This window comes from Blastococcus sp. SYSU DS0552, assembly GCF_054050815.1.
Genome location: NZ_JBJHAB010000002.1, coordinates 205,957 through 221,839 on the forward strand (window position 1 = coordinate 205,957; position 15,883 = coordinate 221,839).

Below are 15,883 nucleotides of genomic sequence, written 5' to 3' on the forward strand. Positions count from 1 at the left end.
CCCCGCCGACGCTGCTGCCAGCATGGGGGCATGCACCCGGCGAGTGAGGACCCCGGCACCCGGACCGCCCTGGCCGCCCACCAGGTCGGGGCGCTGCGCTGGCTGGGCGGCGGGGCCATCGCCGTCGTCCTGGGGATCCTGCTCGGCGTCGCCGCGATCACCATCGCCGGCGAGGACGGGCGCCGGGTGCCCGGTGCGGGCCTCGCCGTCCTGGTGCTCGTGCTCGGCGGGCTGGCCGCCGTCGGCGTGGGCGCCGGGGCGCTGTGGCGCACCCACCGCTGGCGGCGGGCGCTGGCCGGCACCCCGTGGCGCCGCGGCACGCTGCGCGTCGCCGGGCCGGCCGTCCTCGCCTTCGAGCCCGACGGCCTCGACGACGACGTCCACCTCCGCCTGCTGAGCACCGCGATCTGGCGGACCCGCGCGGTGCAGGCGCTCGACGGCGGAAGCGTCCTCGCCGCGCCGGTCGGAGCGGGGCAGTGGGTGTTCACGACCGAGGGAGCGGGCACCCTCTACGGCGCCCGGGCCGTCGCCCGGGGGCGCTGACCGCGACACCCCCCCGCCGCGGGGGCGGTGGCGCGCGCCGGGCAGGCCGGTCAGGAGATGATGTGGGGGACAGTGCACCGCGCGGTGCACCCGCGACCGCACACGGAGGCGTCATGGCCAAGCGCAACGAGAAGCACGCCCACCTGGTGGAACCCACCTGGGGCGAGTCCGACGGCGGCGGTCCGCCGATCACCGAGCTCGTGGCCTCGGTCGCCGGCCCGCTGTCGCCGTTCGGCGAGGACCACGGCTTCCCGATCCCGCCGGAGCGCCTGCGCTACGCCCACCCGACGGACAAGCCCAACCGGGCCGGCGTCCAGACCGCAGAGGGCCGGCGGCGGTGAGCGCGCCCGCGCTGCCGTCCTACAGCAGCGGGACCTCCACGGTCCCCCTGCTGGGCGACACGATCGGGGCGAACCTGGATCGGACGGCGGCACGGGTGGGCGACCACGAGGCGCTCGTCGAGTGCGCCTCCGGTCGCCGCTGGACCTATCCCCAGCTGGTCGACGACGTCGATGCCTGCGCGCTGGGGCTCGACGCCCTCGGCGTGGCCAAGGGTGACCGGGTCGGCATCTGGGCGCCCAACTGCGCCGAGTGGGTGTTCGTCCAGTACGCGACGGCGAAGCTCGGCGCGATCCTGGTGAACATCAACCCGGCCTACCGCACCCACGAGCTCGCCTACGTGCTGAAGCAGGCCGGGATCTCCGTGCTGGTCGCGGCCCCTGCGTTCAAGACCAGCGACTACCGCGCCATGGTCGCCGAGGTGCGCGGTGAGTGCCCCGAGCTGCGCGAGGTCGTCTTCCTGGGCTCCCCGGAGTGGGACGCGCTGATGCACGCGGGCCGGGAGGGGGACCGGGGGCTGCTCGCCGAGCGCGAGACGCAGCTCTCCGCCGACGACCCGATCAACATCCAGTACACGTCGGGCACGACCGGCTTCCCGAAGGGCGCCACGCTCACCCACCACAACCTGCTCAACAACGGGTTCTTCGTCGGCGAGGGGTGCGGCTACACCGAGGCCGACCGCGTCTGCATCCCGGTGCCGTACTACCACTGCTTCGGCATGGGGATGGGCAACCTCGGCGCCACCAGCCACGGCGCGACGATGGTCATCCCGGCGCCGGGGTTCGATCCCGCGCTGACGCTGCAGGCCGTGCAGGACGAGCGCTGCACCTCGCTGTACGGCGTCCCGACGATGTTCATCGCGGAGCTCGGGCTGCCGAACTTCGGCGAGTACGACCTCTCCAGCCTGCGCACCGGCATCATGGCCGGCTCGCCGTGCCCGGTGGAGGTGATGAAGCGGGTGGTCGCCGAGATGGGCATGACCGAGGTGACCATCTGCTACGGCATGACCGAGACCTCGCCGGTCTCCACGCAGACCGGTGCCGACGACGACCTGGAGCGGCGCACCTCCACCGTCGGCCGGGTGCACCCGCACCTGGAGGTGAAGGTCGTCGACCCGGCGACCGGGCTGACCGTCCCCCGCGGGACCCCCGGCGAGTTCTGCACCCGCGGCTACTCGGTGATGCTCGGCTACTGGGACGAGCCGGAGAAGACCGCGGAGGTCATCGACCGCGCTCGCTGGATGCACACCGGCGACCTCGCCGTCATGGACGACGCCGGCTACCTCAACATCGTCGGCCGGATCAAGGACATGGTCATCCGCGGCGGGGAGAACGTGTACCCGCGGGAGATCGAGGAGTTCCTCTACACCCACCCCGACATCGTCGACGCGCAGGTCATCGGCGTCCCCGACGAGCGGTACGGGGAGGAGCTCATGGCCTGGGTGCGGCTGCGCGAGGGCGCCGAGCCGCTCACCGCCGAGAGCCTCCGCGAGTTCTGCGCCGGCAAGCTGGCCCACTACAAGGTGCCGCGGTACGTGAAGGTCGTCGACGAGTTCCCGATGACGGTGACCGGCAAGATCCGCAAGGTGGAGATGCGCCAGGTGTCGGTGGCGGAGCTGGGGCTGGAGTCCGCGGCGGCCGTGCGCAACGCCTGAAGAAGGACCACCCTTCCCCCCACGCCTCGCACGCTCGGCGCGGGCCCCTGAAGGGTGGCCGTTCCAGTCCGTCACCCCGGGGCGACCGGGACGACGAGTGCGCGGTGGTCGGACAGGGGGAGCCGCACCGCCTCGGCCGGGCCGCCGGCCCGGATGCCGCCGCGCACCAGGACGTGGTCCAGCTGCCGGGTCGGCCGGGGCGCCGGGAACGTCGCCGCCGTCGCGACCGGGCGCAGCCCGCTGTGCCGCGCGGCCGCGCGCTGCTGCATGTTGAGGTCACCGATCAGCACCAGGGGCTCCGGCGTGCCCGCGAGCGAGCGCACCAGCGTGCGCAGCTGGTGGGCGTTCCACCCGGGGATGAACGACAGGTGGGTGTTGCACACGGTGACCTGCCCGGAGGGGCCGTCGATGACGGCCGCGACGGCCACGCGGGGCTCGTCCCGGGCCAGGAACGGACGGCGGGACTGCTGCGACCACAGCGGCACGCTCACCCGCAGCGCGTCCAGCTGGACCACCCGCCAGGAGACCACCGGGTACCGGGAGAGCAGGGAGATGCCGTAGCTGGCCGACCCCGGCTGCTCGTCGCCGGTGGCGGCCATCCAGGTGCCGCCGGGCGTCCCGGACAGCGCCGCGACGAACTGGGAGTCGACGGCCCCCATCGCCTCGGCCGCGACGGCGGTCAGGTCGGCGCCGTGCGACCGCGGCTGGTCGCGGTCGACCTCCTGCAGACCGAGGACGTCGGCGTCCAGGGTCTTGACCGCGGCGGCCAGCCGGTCGACGTCGACCCGGCCGTCGTCGAGCGAGCGTCCGTGCAGGAGGTTGAAGGTCGCGATGCGCACCCGCTCCCAGTGCCCGCCGGGCGCCCGGTCTACCCCGCTGTGTGCGGGCGTTACCTGCGGGTAGCAGGCGCTGGGTGCAGACGTCTCCCCGGGAGCAGGTGCGCGACCTGCTGAAGCGGACCGCGGTCGCGCTGAAGCAGGGGGACGTGCCGTTCGCGCTCTGCGGCGGCTACGCCGCCTGGGCGCGCGGTGCGCCCGAGCCCGATCACGACGCCGACTTCCTCGTCCCGGCGGCCGAGGCCGGGCGGGCGGCCCAAGCGCTCGCCGACGCCGGCCTGCAGGTGGTGGAGCCGGCCGAGGACTGGCTGCTGAAGATCGTGCGGGACGACGTCTTCGTCGACGTGATCTGGCGGGCCTGCGGACGCCCCGCGGGGAACGACCTGGTCGACCGCGCCGAGACGCTGCCCGTCCTCTCCGTGCAGATGCCGGTGCTGGCGCCGACCGACATCGTGGTGTCCAAGCTGATGGCCCTGGACGAGCACTACTGCGACTTCTCCCGGCTGCTACCGGTCGCCCGCGCGCTGCGCGAGCAGGTCGACTGGGAGCTGGTGGCCCGCGAGGTGGCGGAGAACGACTTCGCCGTCGTCTTCCTGGCGCTGCTGGACCGGCTCCGGATCACCCCGGACGTCAGCCCGGGATGAGCACGGCCACGGCGGCGGCGAGGGCGGTGAGGACGACGGTGGCGGTCGCCGCGCGGGCCAGCGCGGGGCTCGAGACGCGCCCGCCGTCGGCCACCCTGCGGCGCACCTGCCGGTAGCGGGCGGGAGCGAGCCCTCCGAGCAGCAGCAGCCCGAGCAACGCGGTGACCCCGCCGGCGACGAGGAGCGCGGGCCGGTCCGCGTCCAGCGCCCGGTGCGCCACCAGCCCGCCCACGGCGAGCAGCCCCAGCCCGGTGCGCTGCCAGGCCAGTGCGGTCCGTTCGGGCTGGGTCTCCACCGGGTCGGTCACCCGCGCAGGACCTCCAGGCCCACGAGGACGCCGACGACGACCACCACGGCGCTCACGGCGGCGACCACGGCGGGGACGAGCACGCTCGAGGGCAGCGCCCGCCCGGCCTCGATCGCCGCCTCGTTGGCCCGCCACCGGCGGTACCCGGTCAGCGCGATGCCCAGGCCGATGGCGACCAGCGCCAGCGCGACGGCGGAGCTGCCCCACGGGACCCCGAGGTCGGGGGCGTAGGTGGCGACGGCGACCCCGCCCGCGACCAGCGCCAGCCCGGTCCGCAGCCAGGCCAGCAGCGTGCGCTCGTTGGCCAGGGTGAAGCGGTAGTCGGGGTGGTCGGGCACCGGCCCAGCGTAGGGACCCGCCCGGAATCGGCAGGTCGGCGCGGCGGCGCGGCGGCTAACCTGGTGACCAGCGGCGTCCTGCCGCCGTCGTCCGACCGGCCAGCGTGCCGCGCCAGAGCGAGGAACTGAGGGAATCCACCGTGCCCACCGGCAGAGTGAAGTGGTTCAACGCGGAGAAGGGCTTCGGCTTCCTGTCCCGCGAGGACGGTCCCGACGTCTTCGTGCACAAGGACGCGCTGCCCGCCGGCACCGACCTCAAGCCCGGTCAGCGCGTGGAGTTCGGCATCGTCGCCGGCCGCCGCGGCGACCAGGCGCTGCAGGTCCGCATCCTCGACCCGCTCCCGTCGGTGGCGGCCACCGTCGCCGCGGCCAACCGCAAGAAGCCCGACGAGCTGGTCCCGATCGTCGAGGACCTGATCAAGCTGCTCGACGACGTCTCCGAGGGGCTGCGCCACGGCCGCTACCCCGATCGCGGCCACGCCCGGAAGGTCGCCGCCGTGCTGCGCGCCGTCGCCACCGACCTGGAGGGCTGAGCGCCGCCGCTCAGCCCGCCAGCTCGCCGCCTGCGCGCAGGAAGCCGACCGGCCAGGCCGCGGTGAACTCGCCGCAGTCGCCGCCGGCGTCCTCGACCACCACGAGGTAGAAGGCTGGCGGGACGACGTCGGAGGAGCTGATCCCGTCGAACGTCTCGGTGCCCGCCGGGACGTCCACCTCGCCGATGAGCTCCTCCAGCGACTCGTCGAACACCTGCACCTGCCAGCCCCGTTCGGCGATCGCCTCGGGGACGGTCAGGGAGATGGTGGTGCCCGGGGAGACCTCGACCACCGGCGGCCTCGTGCTGTAGCGCTGCCCCTCGCCGTCGAGGCAGTACTGGGTCGGCCCGGCGGTGACGTCCTGGCCGCCGGCCTGCACCCGGATCTCCTCGGGGGTCGCGGGCTCGCCCGCGCAGGCCGACAGCGAACCGGCCGCGCAGACGGCGAGCAGCAGCGCGGGGAGGGGAGCTCTCACGACCACGACGGTCCCACCGGCGTCGTCGGCGCCTCCGGGCCCCCCGGCGCGGCTGCCGGGGGGTGGCTGCGGTAGAGGCTCCACAGGATCAGGGCGACGGCGAGCACGAGCAGGGCCGCCGCGACGGTGAACCCGATCCAGCCGACCGGCGGCAGCGCGATGCCGAGCGCCCCGCCGGCCACCCAGGCCAGCTGCAGCATCGTCTCGGAGCGGGCGAACGCCGAGGCGCGCAGGCGCTCGGGCACCTCGCGCTGGATGATCGCGTCCAGCGATACCTTGCCGAGGGCGTTGGCGACGGCGGAGACGCCGGCCACGAGCACCGCCATGGCGAACCCGTAGAAGATCGCGGCCAGCACGGTCACCGCCGCGGCGGCGGACGCCGCGTGGAGCACGAGGCGGTCGGGGGCGGCGGTGTGCAGCCGCGAGCCCACCGCGGTCCCGGTGAAGCTGCCGAGCCCCGCGGCGGCCGCGAGCGCGCCGAGCGCGAGGGTGGCCGACCAGCCGTCGGCGAACGTCGCCTGCACCAGGAAGGCGGCGAAGATGGTGAGGAAGCCGCCCAGGCCGCGCAGCGCCGCGTTGGCCCGCAGCGCCAGCACCACGTGCGGGCTCACCCGCCGGCGTCCCCGGCGCTGCACCGGGATCTCGGCGGTGCGCAGGACGTCGGCGGGCTCCTCGCCCGCCGGGACGTCGACGTGCCGGGGGAGCCGGACGGCCAGCACCGCCCCGCACAGGAACACCGCGGCGGTCGCCCACAGCTCCCAGTCGAAGCCGATCAGCGCGGCCACCCCGGCGGCCAGGCCACCGGCCACCCCTGCCGTCGCCAGGCCGAAGACCGACAGCCGCGCGTTCGCCGAGGTCAGCGACATCGCGCCCGGCAGCACGCGGGGGACCACCGCCGCCCGCAGCACGTTGTGCGCCTTCGACAGCACCAGCACCCCCAGGGCCGCCGGGTACAGCCACAGGTCGTCGAAGTGCCCGGCCATCACCAGGGCCAGCGCTGCCCGCCCGCCCAGGGACGCCGCCAGCGCCCACCGGCGGCCGCGCTGCAGCCGGTCCAGCGCCGGGCCGATGACCGGCGCCAGGAGCGCGAAGGGCGCCATGGTCACCAGCAGGTAGAGCGCGACGTTGCCGCGCTGCGCATCGGTGGTCGCGGCGAAGAACAGCGTGCCGGCCAGGGAGACGGCGATCATCGCGTCACCGGCCATGTGCAGGGCGTTCACCCACAGCAGCTGGGTCAGCCCGCTCTCACCCGCGCCGTCGGCCCGGCTGGCGGCGCGGATCCGGCGTGCGGCGGCGGTGGTCAGCTCGCGGCTGCGGGCGGCGGCGACCCGGGTGACGGTGATCTTCGGGGTGGCCGCGGGCATCGGCCGGGTCTGCGGCCGCGGCACCCCGAGCGGGGTGGTGTCCAGCGGGGTGGTGTCCAGCGGCGCCGCCGCCTCCTGCCTGCCCGGCCGCGACCACCGGCGTGCGCCGGGCGGGCGGCTGGAGGCGGACACGCCGCCCATGGTGCCGCACCCACCTGGGAGTCCGGTCCGCGACGCCGGACCGGTCGTCCGCCACAATGGGAGCCGTGTCCGAGTCCCCCGCGCCCGTCCGGCCCGCCTCCCCAGCGGCCGAGCCGCTGACCGCCGCGATCGAGCAGGCCCGGGCGGCGGCCGTCGAGACGGCCGGCGCCGCCGACGCGGTCGGCGAGCACCTGGGGGCCACCGCGGAGTCGGTCGGCCCCCCCGAGCTGGGGGAGGTGCTCACGCACACCTTCGCCAGCCGGCTGCCCGGCTACGTCGGCTGGCACTGGGCGGTCACGATCGCCCGGGTTCCCGGCGAGGAGCGGATCACCGTCGACGAGGTGGTGCTCCTCCCCGGTGAGCAGGCGCTGCTGGCCCCGGCCTGGGTGCCGTGGCACGAGCGGCTGCGGCCGGGCGACCTCTCGGTGGGCGACGTCCTGCCGGCCACCGAGGACGACCCGCGGCTGGTGCCGGCGTACACGACCGACGACGACTCCGCCGACGACCCGGAGGGACGGGTGGTCGCCGCCGAGATCGGTCTCGGCCGGGAGCGCGTCATGTCGCGGGAGGGCCGGTCGGAGGCGGTGGCCCGCTGGACGTCGGGGGAGTTCGGCCCGACGTCGCCGATGGCCCGGCAGGCACCCGGCCCCTGCGCGACCTGCGGGTTCTACCTCCCGCTGGCCGGCTCGCTGCGGCAGTTCGTCGGTGCGTGCGGGAACGCCTACGCCCCCGGCGACGGTCGGGTCGTGGCGGCCGACTACGGGTGCGGCGCGCACAGCCAGGCGACCCTCGTCGTCGTCGAGGAGACCGAGGTGGTCACCTCCGCGCGCTACGACACCTCGGAGTACGACGTCCTGAGCGACTGATCGCGGGTCAGCCGCGGTCGCGCCGGCCCAGCTGCCCCTGCAGCTTCATGACGCCGAGCCCCAGGAGCGCCAGCCCGATCGCGGCGACGCACGTCCAGGTCCACATCCGGTCCACCCGGTCGCCCAGCAGCAGCAGGACGACCAGGGCGACCGCCCACAGCGCGATCCCGGCGAGCACCACGCGCGCGGTGTCCACCTGCAACGGCGGGGGAGCCTGCTTTCCGGGACCGGGCACGACGGCACCTTAGATCCCGGCTCGGTCACGGGGCGACCGGCCTGCCACGTGCGTGTGGCACGCTGGCGCCGCTCGTTGGCCGCTCGCACCGCCCCGGAGAACCCGCATGCCGCAGAAGTCCCGTCCGTCCGGTGGCGCCAGCGCCGCCGCCACCGACGGCAGCACCCCCGCCGACGTCTCGGCCGGCACGCCTCCCACCACCCCGCGCCGCAGCGAGGGGCCGCGGGTGCGGCCGAAGAACGGGCTGGACCGCTACTTCGAGATCAGCGCGCGCCGGTCGACGGTGAGCCGTGAGGTGCGCGGCGGGATCACGACCTTCTTCACGATGGCCTACATCGTGGTGCTCAACCCGATCATCCTGACCAGCATCGCGGGGCCGGACGGCACGCCGGGCGCCGACGTCGAGGGCACGGTGCTCCCGTTCGGGTCGATCGCCGCGGTCACCGCGCTGCTCGCCGGCGCGCTGACGCTGCTCATGGGCATCGTCGGGCGCTACCCGTTCGCGCTGGCCACCGGCCTGGGCATCAACGCGATCGTCGCCGTCTTCGCGGCCACGCAGCTGTCCTGGCCGGAGGTCATGGGCCTGGTCGTGCTCGAGGGCCTGCTCATCACCGTCCTGGTGCTGACCGGCTTCCGCCGGGCCGTCTTCGAGGCGATCCCGGCCCAGCTGAAGACCGCGATCGCCGTCGGCATCGGGTTCTTCCTGGCGATCATCGGGCTGGCCGACGCCGGCATCATCCGGCCGGGCAACCCGCTGATCAGCTTCGGTGTCGGCGGGCAGCTCGCCGGCTGGCCGATGCTCGTCTTCGTCGTCGGCCTGCTCCTCATGAGCCTGCTGGTCGTCCGCAAGGTCAAGGGCGCGCTGCTCATCGGCATCGTGGCGACGACGGTGCTCGCCATCGTCGTCGAGGCGATCGCCGGGGTCGGCCCCCGCTTCGGCGACGACGGGGAGAACCCCCGCGGGTGGGCGCTGCAGGTGCCGGCGCTGCCCGACGACGTCGTCGGCAGCCCGGACTTCTCGCTGCTCGGCAACTTCTCCCTGTTCGGCGGGTTCGAGCGCATCGGCGTCGTCGCCGCCCTGCTCATCGTCTTCTCGATCATGATCGCGGACTTCTTCGACACCGTCGGCACGGTGACCGCCGTGGGGGCCGAGGGCGACCTGCTCGACGAGAAGCGCAACCTGCCCAAGTCGCAGCCGGTCCTGCTCGTCGACTCGCTGGCCGCCGCCGCGGGTGGCGCGGGCAGCGTCTCGTCGAACACCACGTACATCGAGAGCACCGCCGGTGTGGCCGACGGCGCCCGCACGGGGCTGGCCAGCATCGTCACCGGCCTGCTGTTCCTGGTCGCGGTCTTCTTCACCCCGCTGGTGGCGGTGGTGCCGTCGGAGGCAGCCGCCCCCGCGCTCGTCATCGTCGGCGCGCTGATGATCAGCCAGATCAAGCACCTCACCTGGGACGACATGTCCCTGGTCATCCCGGCGTTCCTCACCATCGCGCTGATGCCGTTCACCTACTCGATCACCAACGGCATCGGGGCCGGCGTCATCAGCTTCGTGCTGCTGCGGCTGGCGGTCGGGCGGCGCCGGGACATCCACCCGCTCATGTGGGTGGTGGCGCTCATGTTCGGCGTCTACTTCGCGCTCGAGCCGCTGCAGCAGCTCTTCTGACCCCGGCGGCTGCTGAGTTAGGCTAACGATCGTGGGCCGGACGACGCTGGACACCGCCGCGCTCGCCCACGAGCTGCGGCTGGCGGTCATGCGGTTCTCCCGGCGACTGCGCAACCAGCGGGTGGACACCTCGGTCACCCTCACCCACCTCGCGGCGCTGTCGACGCTCAAGCAGCACGGCCCGATGAGCCCGGGGGAGCTGGCCGGCCACGAGCGGGTGCAGCCGCCGTCGATGACCCGCGTCGTCGTCGCGCTGGAGACGGCCGGGCTGGTGACCCGCACGCCGCACCCCACCGACGGGCGCCAGGTGATCATCGAGCTCACGCCGGCGGCCGAGGAGCTGCTGTCGGCGGAGGCGCGGGCGCGGGAGGCGTGGCTCGCCGGCCGGCTGCAGCAGCTGACCGCCGAGGAGCGGGCGGTCCTGCGCGAGGCGGCCGAGATCATGGACGAGCTGGCCAGGGGTGACCTGGACGAGCACTGACCAGCGGACGCCGCCGGAGCCGGGGCGCGGCATGTTCCGCGCCCTGCGGGTGCGCAACTTCCGCCGCTACGCCTCGGCCAACCTGCTCAGCCTCACCGGTACCTGGATCCAGCGCATCGGCCAGGACTGGCTGGTGCTGCAGCTGTCCGACGACAGCGGCGTGGCGCTCGGGCTGATCACCGCCCTGCAGTTCGGCCCGTCGCTGCTGCTGAGCATGTACGGCGGCGTGCTCGCCGACCGCTACCCCAAGCGCCGGCTGCTGCTGGTCAGCCAGAGCGCCATGGGGCTGCTCTCGCTGGTCCTCGGGGTACTGGTGGCCACCGGGGCGGTGGCGCTGTGGCACGTGTTCGTGCTGGCCGGGATGCTCGGCGCGGTCTCCGCCGTCGACATGCCCGTGCGCCAGGCGTTCGTCCCGGAGATGGTCGGCCCCGCGCTGATCACCAACGCGGTCAGCCTCAACTCGACCATCTTCAACGGGGCCCGGCTGGTCGGGCCGGCGCTGGCCGGGTTGCTGATCGGAGCGGCGTCGGGCAACACCGCGCCGGCCTTCTTCCTCAACGCCGCCAGCTTCGCCTTCACCCTCGCCGCGCTCGCCGGCATGCGGACCGACGAGCTCACCCCGAGCCCGCCGGTGGCGCGGGGGCGGGGGCAGCTGCGCGCCGGGCTCGCCTACACCTGGGCCCACCCCGACCTGCTGCTGGCGATGGGGCTGGCGTTCGTCCTCGGCACCTTCGGCTTCAACTACCAGGTCACCATCGCGCTGATGGCCCGGGAGACCTTCGACCTCGGCGCCCAGGCGTTCGGGCTGCTGTCCACCTGCTTCGCCGTCGGCTCGCTGACCGGTGCGCTGCTGTCCACCCGGCGCAGCGTGCGGCCCCGGCAGCGCTTCCTCGTCGGCTCGGCGGTGGTCTTCGGTGCCTGCACGGTCGTCGCCGGGCTCATGCCCACCCACCTCAGCTTCGCGCTGCTGCTCGTACCGACCGGCGCGGCGGCGCTGGTGTTCAGCGTGGCGAACAACAGCTTCGTCCAGCTCGGCGTCGACCCGCAGATGCGCGGGCGGGTCATGGCGCTCTACTTCATGTGCTTCATGGGCGGCACCCCGGTCGGCGCGCCGCTGGTCGGGTGGGTCTCCGAGCACCTGGGTGCCCCCTGGGGGCTCATCCTCGGCGGCGGGGTGTGCGTCGTCGCCGGCCTCGGCGCCGCGGCCTGGCTGGCCCACCGCGGAGGCCTGCGGCTGGCGGTGCAGCGCACGCCGCTGCGGCTGCGGGTCCAGGCCGCCCCCCGCCCGGCCGTCCCCTCCGCGCAGGTGCGCACCGTGGAGGAGGAGCTCAGCGAGAAGGCCCCCGGCCAGCAGTCGCTCTGAGCGGCCGGGGTGCGCGTACCGTCGGCGGGCACCGGAACCGCCCGTGCGCAGGGGAACGCCATGGCCGCACTCATCCAGCTCGTCGCACTGCTCGCCGCGTTCGCCGGCCTGGTCGCCGGCTTCGGCCCGCTGATCCGGTGGATCGAGGCTCGATCGGCCCGCCGCCACGCGGCGCGGCACCCCGCGGCGCCCGGGCGCTCGGTGCAGCACGTGGCCGCGGACCTGCGTCGGCTCGGGCGCCAGCTCGAGCTGGTGGCGGCCGGGGTGCCGATGGCCCGCCGCCGCGCGCTGCAGGCCGCGTACGACGACGTCCTCCTCGAGGCGGCCGGGATGCTCGGGGTGACCTCGGACCTGGCCGCGCTGCGGCAGGACCGCGCCCGCGAGGTCGAGCGCCTCCGGGTCGCCTGCGCGCTGCGCGCCGCGGGGCTGCAGGTGCCCCTCTGACCGCCGGTCCCGCGCGCCGGCTCTTCTTCGCCGTCGACCCGCCCGAGTCCGCGCGCCGCGACCTCGAGCGGGCGCTGGCCCCGCTGCGGGAGCTCCCGGGGGCGCCGCGGTGGAGCCGTGCCGAGCGCTGGCACCTGACGCTGCTGTTCCTGGGCGAGGTCCCGGACGCCGTGGTGCCCGGTCTCGTGGCCGCCGCCGCGCCCGCCGTCGCCGCGACGCCGCCGATGACGCTGCGGCTGGCCGGGGGCGGGCGGTTCGGGTCGGTGCGCCGTCCGCAGGTGGCCTGGGCCGGGCTCGACGGCGACGTCGACCCGCTGGCCGCGCTGGCCGGGCGGCTGGCCGGGGTCGCCCGCGGTCTGGAGCTGCCGGTGGAGGACCGGCCGTTCCGCCCGCACCTCACCCTGGGGCGCTGGCGCCCCGGGCGGCCCGCCGACGGTTCGCTGACCGACCGGCTCGCCGGCTACCGGGGGCCGGAGTGGCCGGTGCGCGAGATCCGGCTCTGGGAGAGCCGGCTCGGTGCCGAGCCGGCGTACACGGTGGTCGCCCACTGGGCGGTCGGCTGAGTCACCGCATGCAGGCGGGGCGGCGCGGTCGCCCGAGCCGAGGTGCGTGCGGTCCACGCCGGCCGCCCTGGCACCCTGTCCGACGTGCCGCACAACGCTGACCAGGCCCTCTCCGACTTCGACGCCGCGACCGCCGTGCGGCGGGGCGAGGCCGGCGCGCTCCTCGCCGACCTCCACCCGGAGTGGGAGGTCGGTCGCGGGATCCTCAACGGCGGCTACCTGCTGTCGGTCGCCGGGCGCGCGGCGGTGCTGGAGAGCCCGCACGAGCACCCGGTCGCGCTGTCGGCCAGCTACCTGCGGGCGGCGGCGGCCGGTCCCGCCACCCTCGCCGTGACGCCCGGGCCGGCGGGTCGGACGCTGGCCCACTCGCTGGTCACCCTGGCGGACGCGAACGGGCCGGTCCTCACGGTCCAGGCGACGACGGCGACGCTCGCCGACGACGCCCCCGAGTACTCCCTCCCGGTGCCCGAGGTGCCCGGGCCCGACGAGTGCATCGACATGGCCGCGAACGCGCACCTGGCGGCCGTGCCGGTGCAGCTGCCCGGGCTGACGCGGCACGTGGAGAGCCGGCTGGACCCGGCCACCGCGACGTGGGCGCTCGGGCAGCCCTCCGACGAGCCGGTGCTCCGGGCGTGGGTGCGGCTGGCCGACGGTCGCCCGGCCGACCCGCTGGCGCTGCTCACCTTCGCCGACGTGCTGCCGCCCACGAGCTTCGCCACCGGCCGGATGGGCTGGGCGCCGACCGTGCAGCTGCAGGTGCTCGTGCGGGCGCTGCCGGCCCCGGGCTGGTGCCTCGTGGAGGCGCGGGCCAGCGAGATCGCCGGCGGCTGGTCCGACGAGGACTACCGGGTCTGGGACTCCACCGGGCGGCTGGTCGCGCAGAGCCGCCAGCTGGCCCGTACCGCGCGCCGCAGCTGACCCGCACCGCTCAGCGGGGCAGGTCCAGCTCGCCGGTGAGGTAGCGCTGCACCGTGGGGCCGATCGTGCCCACCAGCCACTCGGGCGGGGCCGACGCGAGCGGCTCCAGGCGCAGCACGTACCGGGTGACCACCAGCCCGGCCAGCTGCGAGGCGGCCAGGGCGCCCCGGGCGTCGCGCTCGGCGGGGTCGAGGTCCAGGGAGCCGAGCACCCGGCGCAGCACCTGGGTGACCAGGAACTCGCGCAGCAGGCGGGCGGTCCACTCGTTGCCCACCGCCGAGCGCACCAGCGCCAGGCCGGCGGTGCGCCCCGGCCCGTCCCAGACTCGCAGCAGCATGCGGACGACGTTGCCGCCCAGCTCCTCCCGCGTGCCGGCGAGCACCTCGGGCAGCAGCTGGGCAGGGTCGGCCGGGGCCTCGATCGCGGCGAGGAAGAGCTGGTTCTTGCTGCCGAAGTAGTGGTGCACCAGGGCGGGGTCGACGCCGGCCGCGGTGGCGATCTGCCGGATGGTGGCGCCGTCGAACCCCCGCTCGGCGAACGCCTCCCGCGCGGCGGCCAGCACCGCGTCCCGGGTACCGGGGCTGCCGGGACGCCGTCCGGTGCGTCGCCGTGGTGGGTGGTCGCCGGCGCTCAGTCGGTCCTCCTCCGCAGGGTGGCCGCCGCCAGCGCGAGCGCCAGCAGGGCGGCGCCGGCCACGATGCCGACGTCCAGCACCATCGTGCCGGTCGCCTCCGCCGAGCGCCCGACCTCGCGCAGGGCCTCGACCGCGTAGGTCAGCGGGAGGACGTCGCTGATGGCCTGCAGCCACCCGGCCATCTGCTCGCGGGGGACGAGCAGCCCGCAGAGGAAGAACTGGGGCAGGACGACCACCGGCATGAACTGCACCGCCTGGAACTCGCTGCGCGCGAAGGCGCTGGCCAGCAGCCCCAGCGCGACCCCGAGCACGGCGTCGACCACGGCGACGAGGACGACGAGCCCGACGGACCCGGCCACGTCCAGGTCGTACAGCGTCGTCGCCACCGTCACGGTGACCACCGCCTGCACACCCGCGGCCAGCCCGAACGCCAGGCCGTAGCCGAGCAGCAGGTCCAGCCGGGACAGGGGAGTGGTGAGCAGCCGCTCGAGCGTGCCGGACGTGCGCTCGCGCAGCATGGCGATGCTGGTCACGAGGAACATCACGACGAAGGGGAAGACGCCGAGCATCGCCAGCCCGACGCGGTCGAAGGTGCCGGGCTGCCCGGGGGCGGTCGGGACGTCCGCCCACAGCAGGTACAGCAGGCCCAGGAGCAGACTCGGCAGCACGAGCAGCATCGCGATCGTGCGGTGGTCGTGCCGCAGCTGGCGCAGGACGCGGGCCGCGGTCGTCGCGGTGAGCCGCGGGCCGGCGGCGGTCACCGGGCCACCGCCTCGCGGGCACGGACGACGGTCAGAAACGCCGTCTCCAGGTCGTCGGAGCGGCCGTCGGCGCGCAGCTGCCCCGGTGTCGTGTCGGCGAGCAGCGCGCCGTCGCGGAGAAGGAGGAGCCGGTCGCACCGGGCGGCCTCGTCCATCACGTGGCTGGACACGACCAGCGTCGTCCCGGCGCGGGCCAGGGCGTGGAAGCGCTCCCAGAGCTCGACCCGGAGCACCGGGTCCAGGCCGACGGTCGGCTCGTCGAGGACCAGCAGCTCGGGCTCGCCGACCAGTGCGCACGCCAGGGAGGCGCGGCCGCGCTGCCCGCCGGAGAGGTCGGCGACGAGCTGCCCGGCGGCTCCGCCCAGCCCGACGTCGGCGATCGCGGCATCGGCCTCGCGCGCCCCGCGGCCGTACAGGGCGGCGAAGTAGCGGGCGTTCTCCCGGACGGTGAGGTCGGGGTAGACGCTGGGCGCCTGGGTGACGTACCCGACCCGTCTGCGCAGGCCGGGGGAGCCGGCGGGCTCCCCGAGCACGGTGACCGTGCCGGACCGCACCCGCTGCACCCCGACGACCGCCCGCATCAGCGTGCTCTTCCCACTGCCGCTCGGCCCGAGCAGCCCGGTCACCTGGCCCGCCGGGACGGCGAAGGAGAGACCGGGGAGCACGCGGCGCTTCCCGCGGTCGACGACGAGATCGGTGACGGTGACGGCGTCCATGACGCGCTCCCCACAACTCAACGAATGATGAACTCAACGCTAGATGAGTTGCTGGGTGCCGT

General features: G+C 75.2%; 21 protein-coding genes. 12 read left to right on the plus strand and 9 right to left on the minus strand.

Translation table 11 applies throughout. From position 1 onward, the window contains the following. Positions 1-30: 30 nt before the first annotated feature. From ACI8AG_RS03155 to ACI8AG_RS03165, 3 genes are all read left to right on the plus strand, one after another. Positions 31-543, plus strand: a complete 513-nt coding sequence (locus ACI8AG_RS03155) for a hypothetical protein (RefSeq protein ID WP_456595884.1) — start codon at positions 31-33, stop codon at positions 541-543. A 113-nt stretch (positions 544-656) separates the two neighbouring features. Further along, positions 657-884: a hypothetical protein gene (locus ACI8AG_RS03160; protein WP_456588067.1), complete on the plus strand. Its 228-nt coding sequence runs from the start codon at positions 657-659 to the stop codon at positions 882-884. After that, positions 881-2,536 carry an AMP-binding protein gene (locus ACI8AG_RS03165; protein WP_456595885.1) on the plus strand — a complete coding sequence of 552 codons (1,656 nt, stop codon included), beginning with the start codon at positions 881-883 and terminating at the stop codon, positions 2,534-2,536. Before ACI8AG_RS03160 ends, ACI8AG_RS03165 begins: the two co-directional genes overlap by 4 nt. 71 nt (positions 2,537-2,607) lie before the next feature. Here the strand turns inward: ACI8AG_RS03165 and ACI8AG_RS03170 are convergent, their stop codons facing one another. Continuing rightward, positions 2,608-3,375: an endonuclease/exonuclease/phosphatase family protein gene (locus ACI8AG_RS03170; protein ID WP_456595886.1), complete on the minus strand. Its 768-nt coding sequence runs from the start codon at positions 3,373-3,375 to the stop codon at positions 2,608-2,610. Between the two features lie 74 nt (positions 3,376-3,449). Here ACI8AG_RS03170 and ACI8AG_RS03175 point away from each other — a divergent pair, with 74 nt between their 5' ends. Next, positions 3,450-4,016 (plus strand): nucleotidyltransferase family protein, encoded by a 567-nt coding sequence (locus ACI8AG_RS03175; RefSeq protein WP_456595887.1) that lies wholly within the window; start codon positions 3,450-3,452, stop codon positions 4,014-4,016. Here ACI8AG_RS03175 and ACI8AG_RS03180 read toward each other — a convergent pair. Together ACI8AG_RS03180 and ACI8AG_RS03185 are read right to left on the minus strand one after the other, a co-directional pair. After that, positions 4,003-4,323, minus strand: coding sequence for a DUF202 domain-containing protein (locus ACI8AG_RS03180; RefSeq protein ID WP_456595888.1), 321 nt, complete (start codon positions 4,321-4,323; stop codon positions 4,003-4,005). The two genes, ACI8AG_RS03175 and ACI8AG_RS03180, sit on opposite strands and share 14 nt — an antisense overlap. Continuing rightward, a complete protein-coding gene (locus tag ACI8AG_RS03185; protein WP_456595889.1) occupies positions 4,320-4,661 on the minus strand; it encodes a YidH family protein in 342 nt (113 codons plus the stop codon). Before ACI8AG_RS03185 ends, ACI8AG_RS03180 begins: the two co-directional genes overlap by 4 nt. A gap of 140 nt (positions 4,662-4,801) precedes the next feature. Between ACI8AG_RS03185 and ACI8AG_RS03190 the strand changes: the two genes are divergently transcribed. Continuing rightward, entirely contained in the window at positions 4,802-5,194 is a 393-nt protein-coding gene (locus tag ACI8AG_RS03190; protein ID WP_456588061.1) for a cold-shock protein, read from the plus strand. 10 nt (positions 5,195-5,204) lie between these two features. On the opposite strand, the gene ACI8AG_RS03195 is transcribed toward ACI8AG_RS03190, so the two are convergent. Together ACI8AG_RS03195 and ACI8AG_RS03200 are read right to left on the minus strand one after the other, a co-directional pair. Continuing rightward, complete coding sequence (locus ACI8AG_RS03195; protein WP_456595890.1) at positions 5,205-5,669, minus strand: DUF2771 family protein; 465 nt, start codon at positions 5,667-5,669, stop codon at positions 5,205-5,207. After that, positions 5,666-7,165, minus strand: a complete 1,500-nt coding sequence (locus tag ACI8AG_RS03200) for an MFS transporter (RefSeq protein ID WP_456595891.1) — start codon at positions 7,163-7,165, stop codon at positions 5,666-5,668. Before ACI8AG_RS03200 ends, ACI8AG_RS03195 begins: the two co-directional genes overlap by 4 nt. A gap of 65 nt (positions 7,166-7,230) precedes the next feature. On the opposite strand from ACI8AG_RS03200, the gene ACI8AG_RS03205 reads away from it, so the two are divergent. Further along, entirely contained in the window at positions 7,231-8,040 is an 810-nt protein-coding gene (locus ACI8AG_RS03205; protein WP_456595892.1) for a DUF3027 domain-containing protein, read from the plus strand. Between the two features lie 7 nt (positions 8,041-8,047). On the opposite strand, the gene ACI8AG_RS03210 is transcribed toward ACI8AG_RS03205, so the two are convergent. After that, on the minus strand, positions 8,048-8,275 hold the full coding sequence (locus ACI8AG_RS03210; RefSeq protein WP_456588057.1) for a DUF2530 domain-containing protein: 228 nt from the start codon (positions 8,273-8,275) through the stop codon (positions 8,048-8,050). A gap of 106 nt (positions 8,276-8,381) precedes the next feature. Here ACI8AG_RS03210 and ACI8AG_RS03215 point away from each other — a divergent pair, with 106 nt between their 5' ends. From ACI8AG_RS03215 to ACI8AG_RS03240, 6 genes are all read left to right on the plus strand, one after another. Beyond that, on the plus strand, positions 8,382-9,941 hold the full coding sequence (locus ACI8AG_RS03215; RefSeq protein ID WP_456588056.1) for an NCS2 family permease: 1,560 nt from the start codon (positions 8,382-8,384) through the stop codon (positions 9,939-9,941). Between the two features lie 31 nt (positions 9,942-9,972). Then, the gene (locus ACI8AG_RS03220) at positions 9,973-10,422 is read left to right on the plus strand and encodes a MarR family winged helix-turn-helix transcriptional regulator (protein ID WP_456588055.1); all 450 of its coding nucleotides are present in this window, start codon (positions 9,973-9,975) and stop codon (positions 10,420-10,422) included. After that, positions 10,403-11,785 (plus strand): MFS transporter, encoded by a 1,383-nt coding sequence (locus tag ACI8AG_RS03225; RefSeq protein ID WP_456588054.1) that lies wholly within the window; start codon positions 10,403-10,405, stop codon positions 11,783-11,785. The genes ACI8AG_RS03220 and ACI8AG_RS03225 overlap by 20 nt, the downstream gene beginning before the upstream one ends. A 60-nt stretch (positions 11,786-11,845) precedes the next feature. Further along, positions 11,846-12,229 carry a hypothetical protein gene (locus ACI8AG_RS03230; RefSeq protein WP_456588243.1) on the plus strand — a complete coding sequence of 128 codons (384 nt, stop codon included), beginning with the start codon at positions 11,846-11,848 and terminating at the stop codon, positions 12,227-12,229. Further along, complete coding sequence (thpR, locus tag ACI8AG_RS03235) at positions 12,226-12,792, plus strand: RNA 2',3'-cyclic phosphodiesterase (RefSeq protein WP_456595952.1); 567 nt, start codon at positions 12,226-12,228, stop codon at positions 12,790-12,792. The genes ACI8AG_RS03230 and thpR overlap by 4 nt, the downstream gene beginning before the upstream one ends. A gap of 84 nt (positions 12,793-12,876) precedes the next feature. Continuing rightward, positions 12,877-13,710 carry an acyl-CoA thioesterase gene (locus ACI8AG_RS03240; RefSeq protein WP_456595893.1) on the plus strand — a complete coding sequence of 278 codons (834 nt, stop codon included), beginning with the start codon at positions 12,877-12,879 and terminating at the stop codon, positions 13,708-13,710. A 10-nt stretch (positions 13,711-13,720) separates the two neighbouring features. Here the strand turns inward: ACI8AG_RS03240 and ACI8AG_RS03245 are convergent, their stop codons facing one another. From ACI8AG_RS03245 to ACI8AG_RS03255, 3 genes are all read right to left on the minus strand, one after another. Further along, the gene (locus ACI8AG_RS03245) at positions 13,721-14,272 is read right to left on the minus strand and encodes a TetR/AcrR family transcriptional regulator (RefSeq protein WP_456595894.1); all 552 of its coding nucleotides are present in this window, start codon (positions 14,270-14,272) and stop codon (positions 13,721-13,723) included. A gap of 68 nt (positions 14,273-14,340) precedes the next feature. Further along, positions 14,341-15,105, minus strand: a complete 765-nt coding sequence (locus ACI8AG_RS03250) for an ABC transporter permease (RefSeq protein WP_456588051.1) — start codon at positions 15,103-15,105, stop codon at positions 14,341-14,343. After that, on the minus strand, positions 15,102-15,821 hold the full coding sequence (locus tag ACI8AG_RS03255; RefSeq protein ID WP_456595895.1) for an ABC transporter ATP-binding protein: 720 nt from the start codon (positions 15,819-15,821) through the stop codon (positions 15,102-15,104). The genes ACI8AG_RS03250 and ACI8AG_RS03255 overlap by 4 nt, the downstream gene beginning before the upstream one ends. Positions 15,822-15,883: the final 62 nt, after the last annotated feature.

What these genes read in the sequence shown, in the direction of transcription:
- ACI8AG_RS03155 (WP_456595884.1), top strand. Translation starts at nt 31, where the DNA reads ATGCACCCGGCGAGTGAGGACCCCGGCACCCGGACCGCCCTGGCCGCC.
- ACI8AG_RS03160 (WP_456588067.1), top strand. Translation starts at nt 657, where the DNA reads ATGGCCAAGCGCAACGAGAAGCACGCCCACCTGGTGGAACCCACCTGG.
- ACI8AG_RS03205 (WP_456595892.1), top strand. Translation starts at nt 7,231, where the DNA reads ATGGGAGCCGTGTCCGAGTCCCCCGCGCCCGTCCGGCCCGCCTCCCCA.
- ACI8AG_RS03215 (WP_456588056.1), top strand. Translation starts at nt 8,382, where the DNA reads ATGCCGCAGAAGTCCCGTCCGTCCGGTGGCGCCAGCGCCGCCGCCACC.
- ACI8AG_RS03230 (WP_456588243.1), top strand. Translation starts at nt 11,846, where the DNA reads ATGGCCGCACTCATCCAGCTCGTCGCACTGCTCGCCGCGTTCGCCGGC.
- ACI8AG_RS03255 (WP_456595895.1), bottom strand. Translation starts at nt 15,821, where the DNA reads ATGGACGCCGTCACCGTCACCGATCTCGTCGTCGACCGCGGGAAGCGC.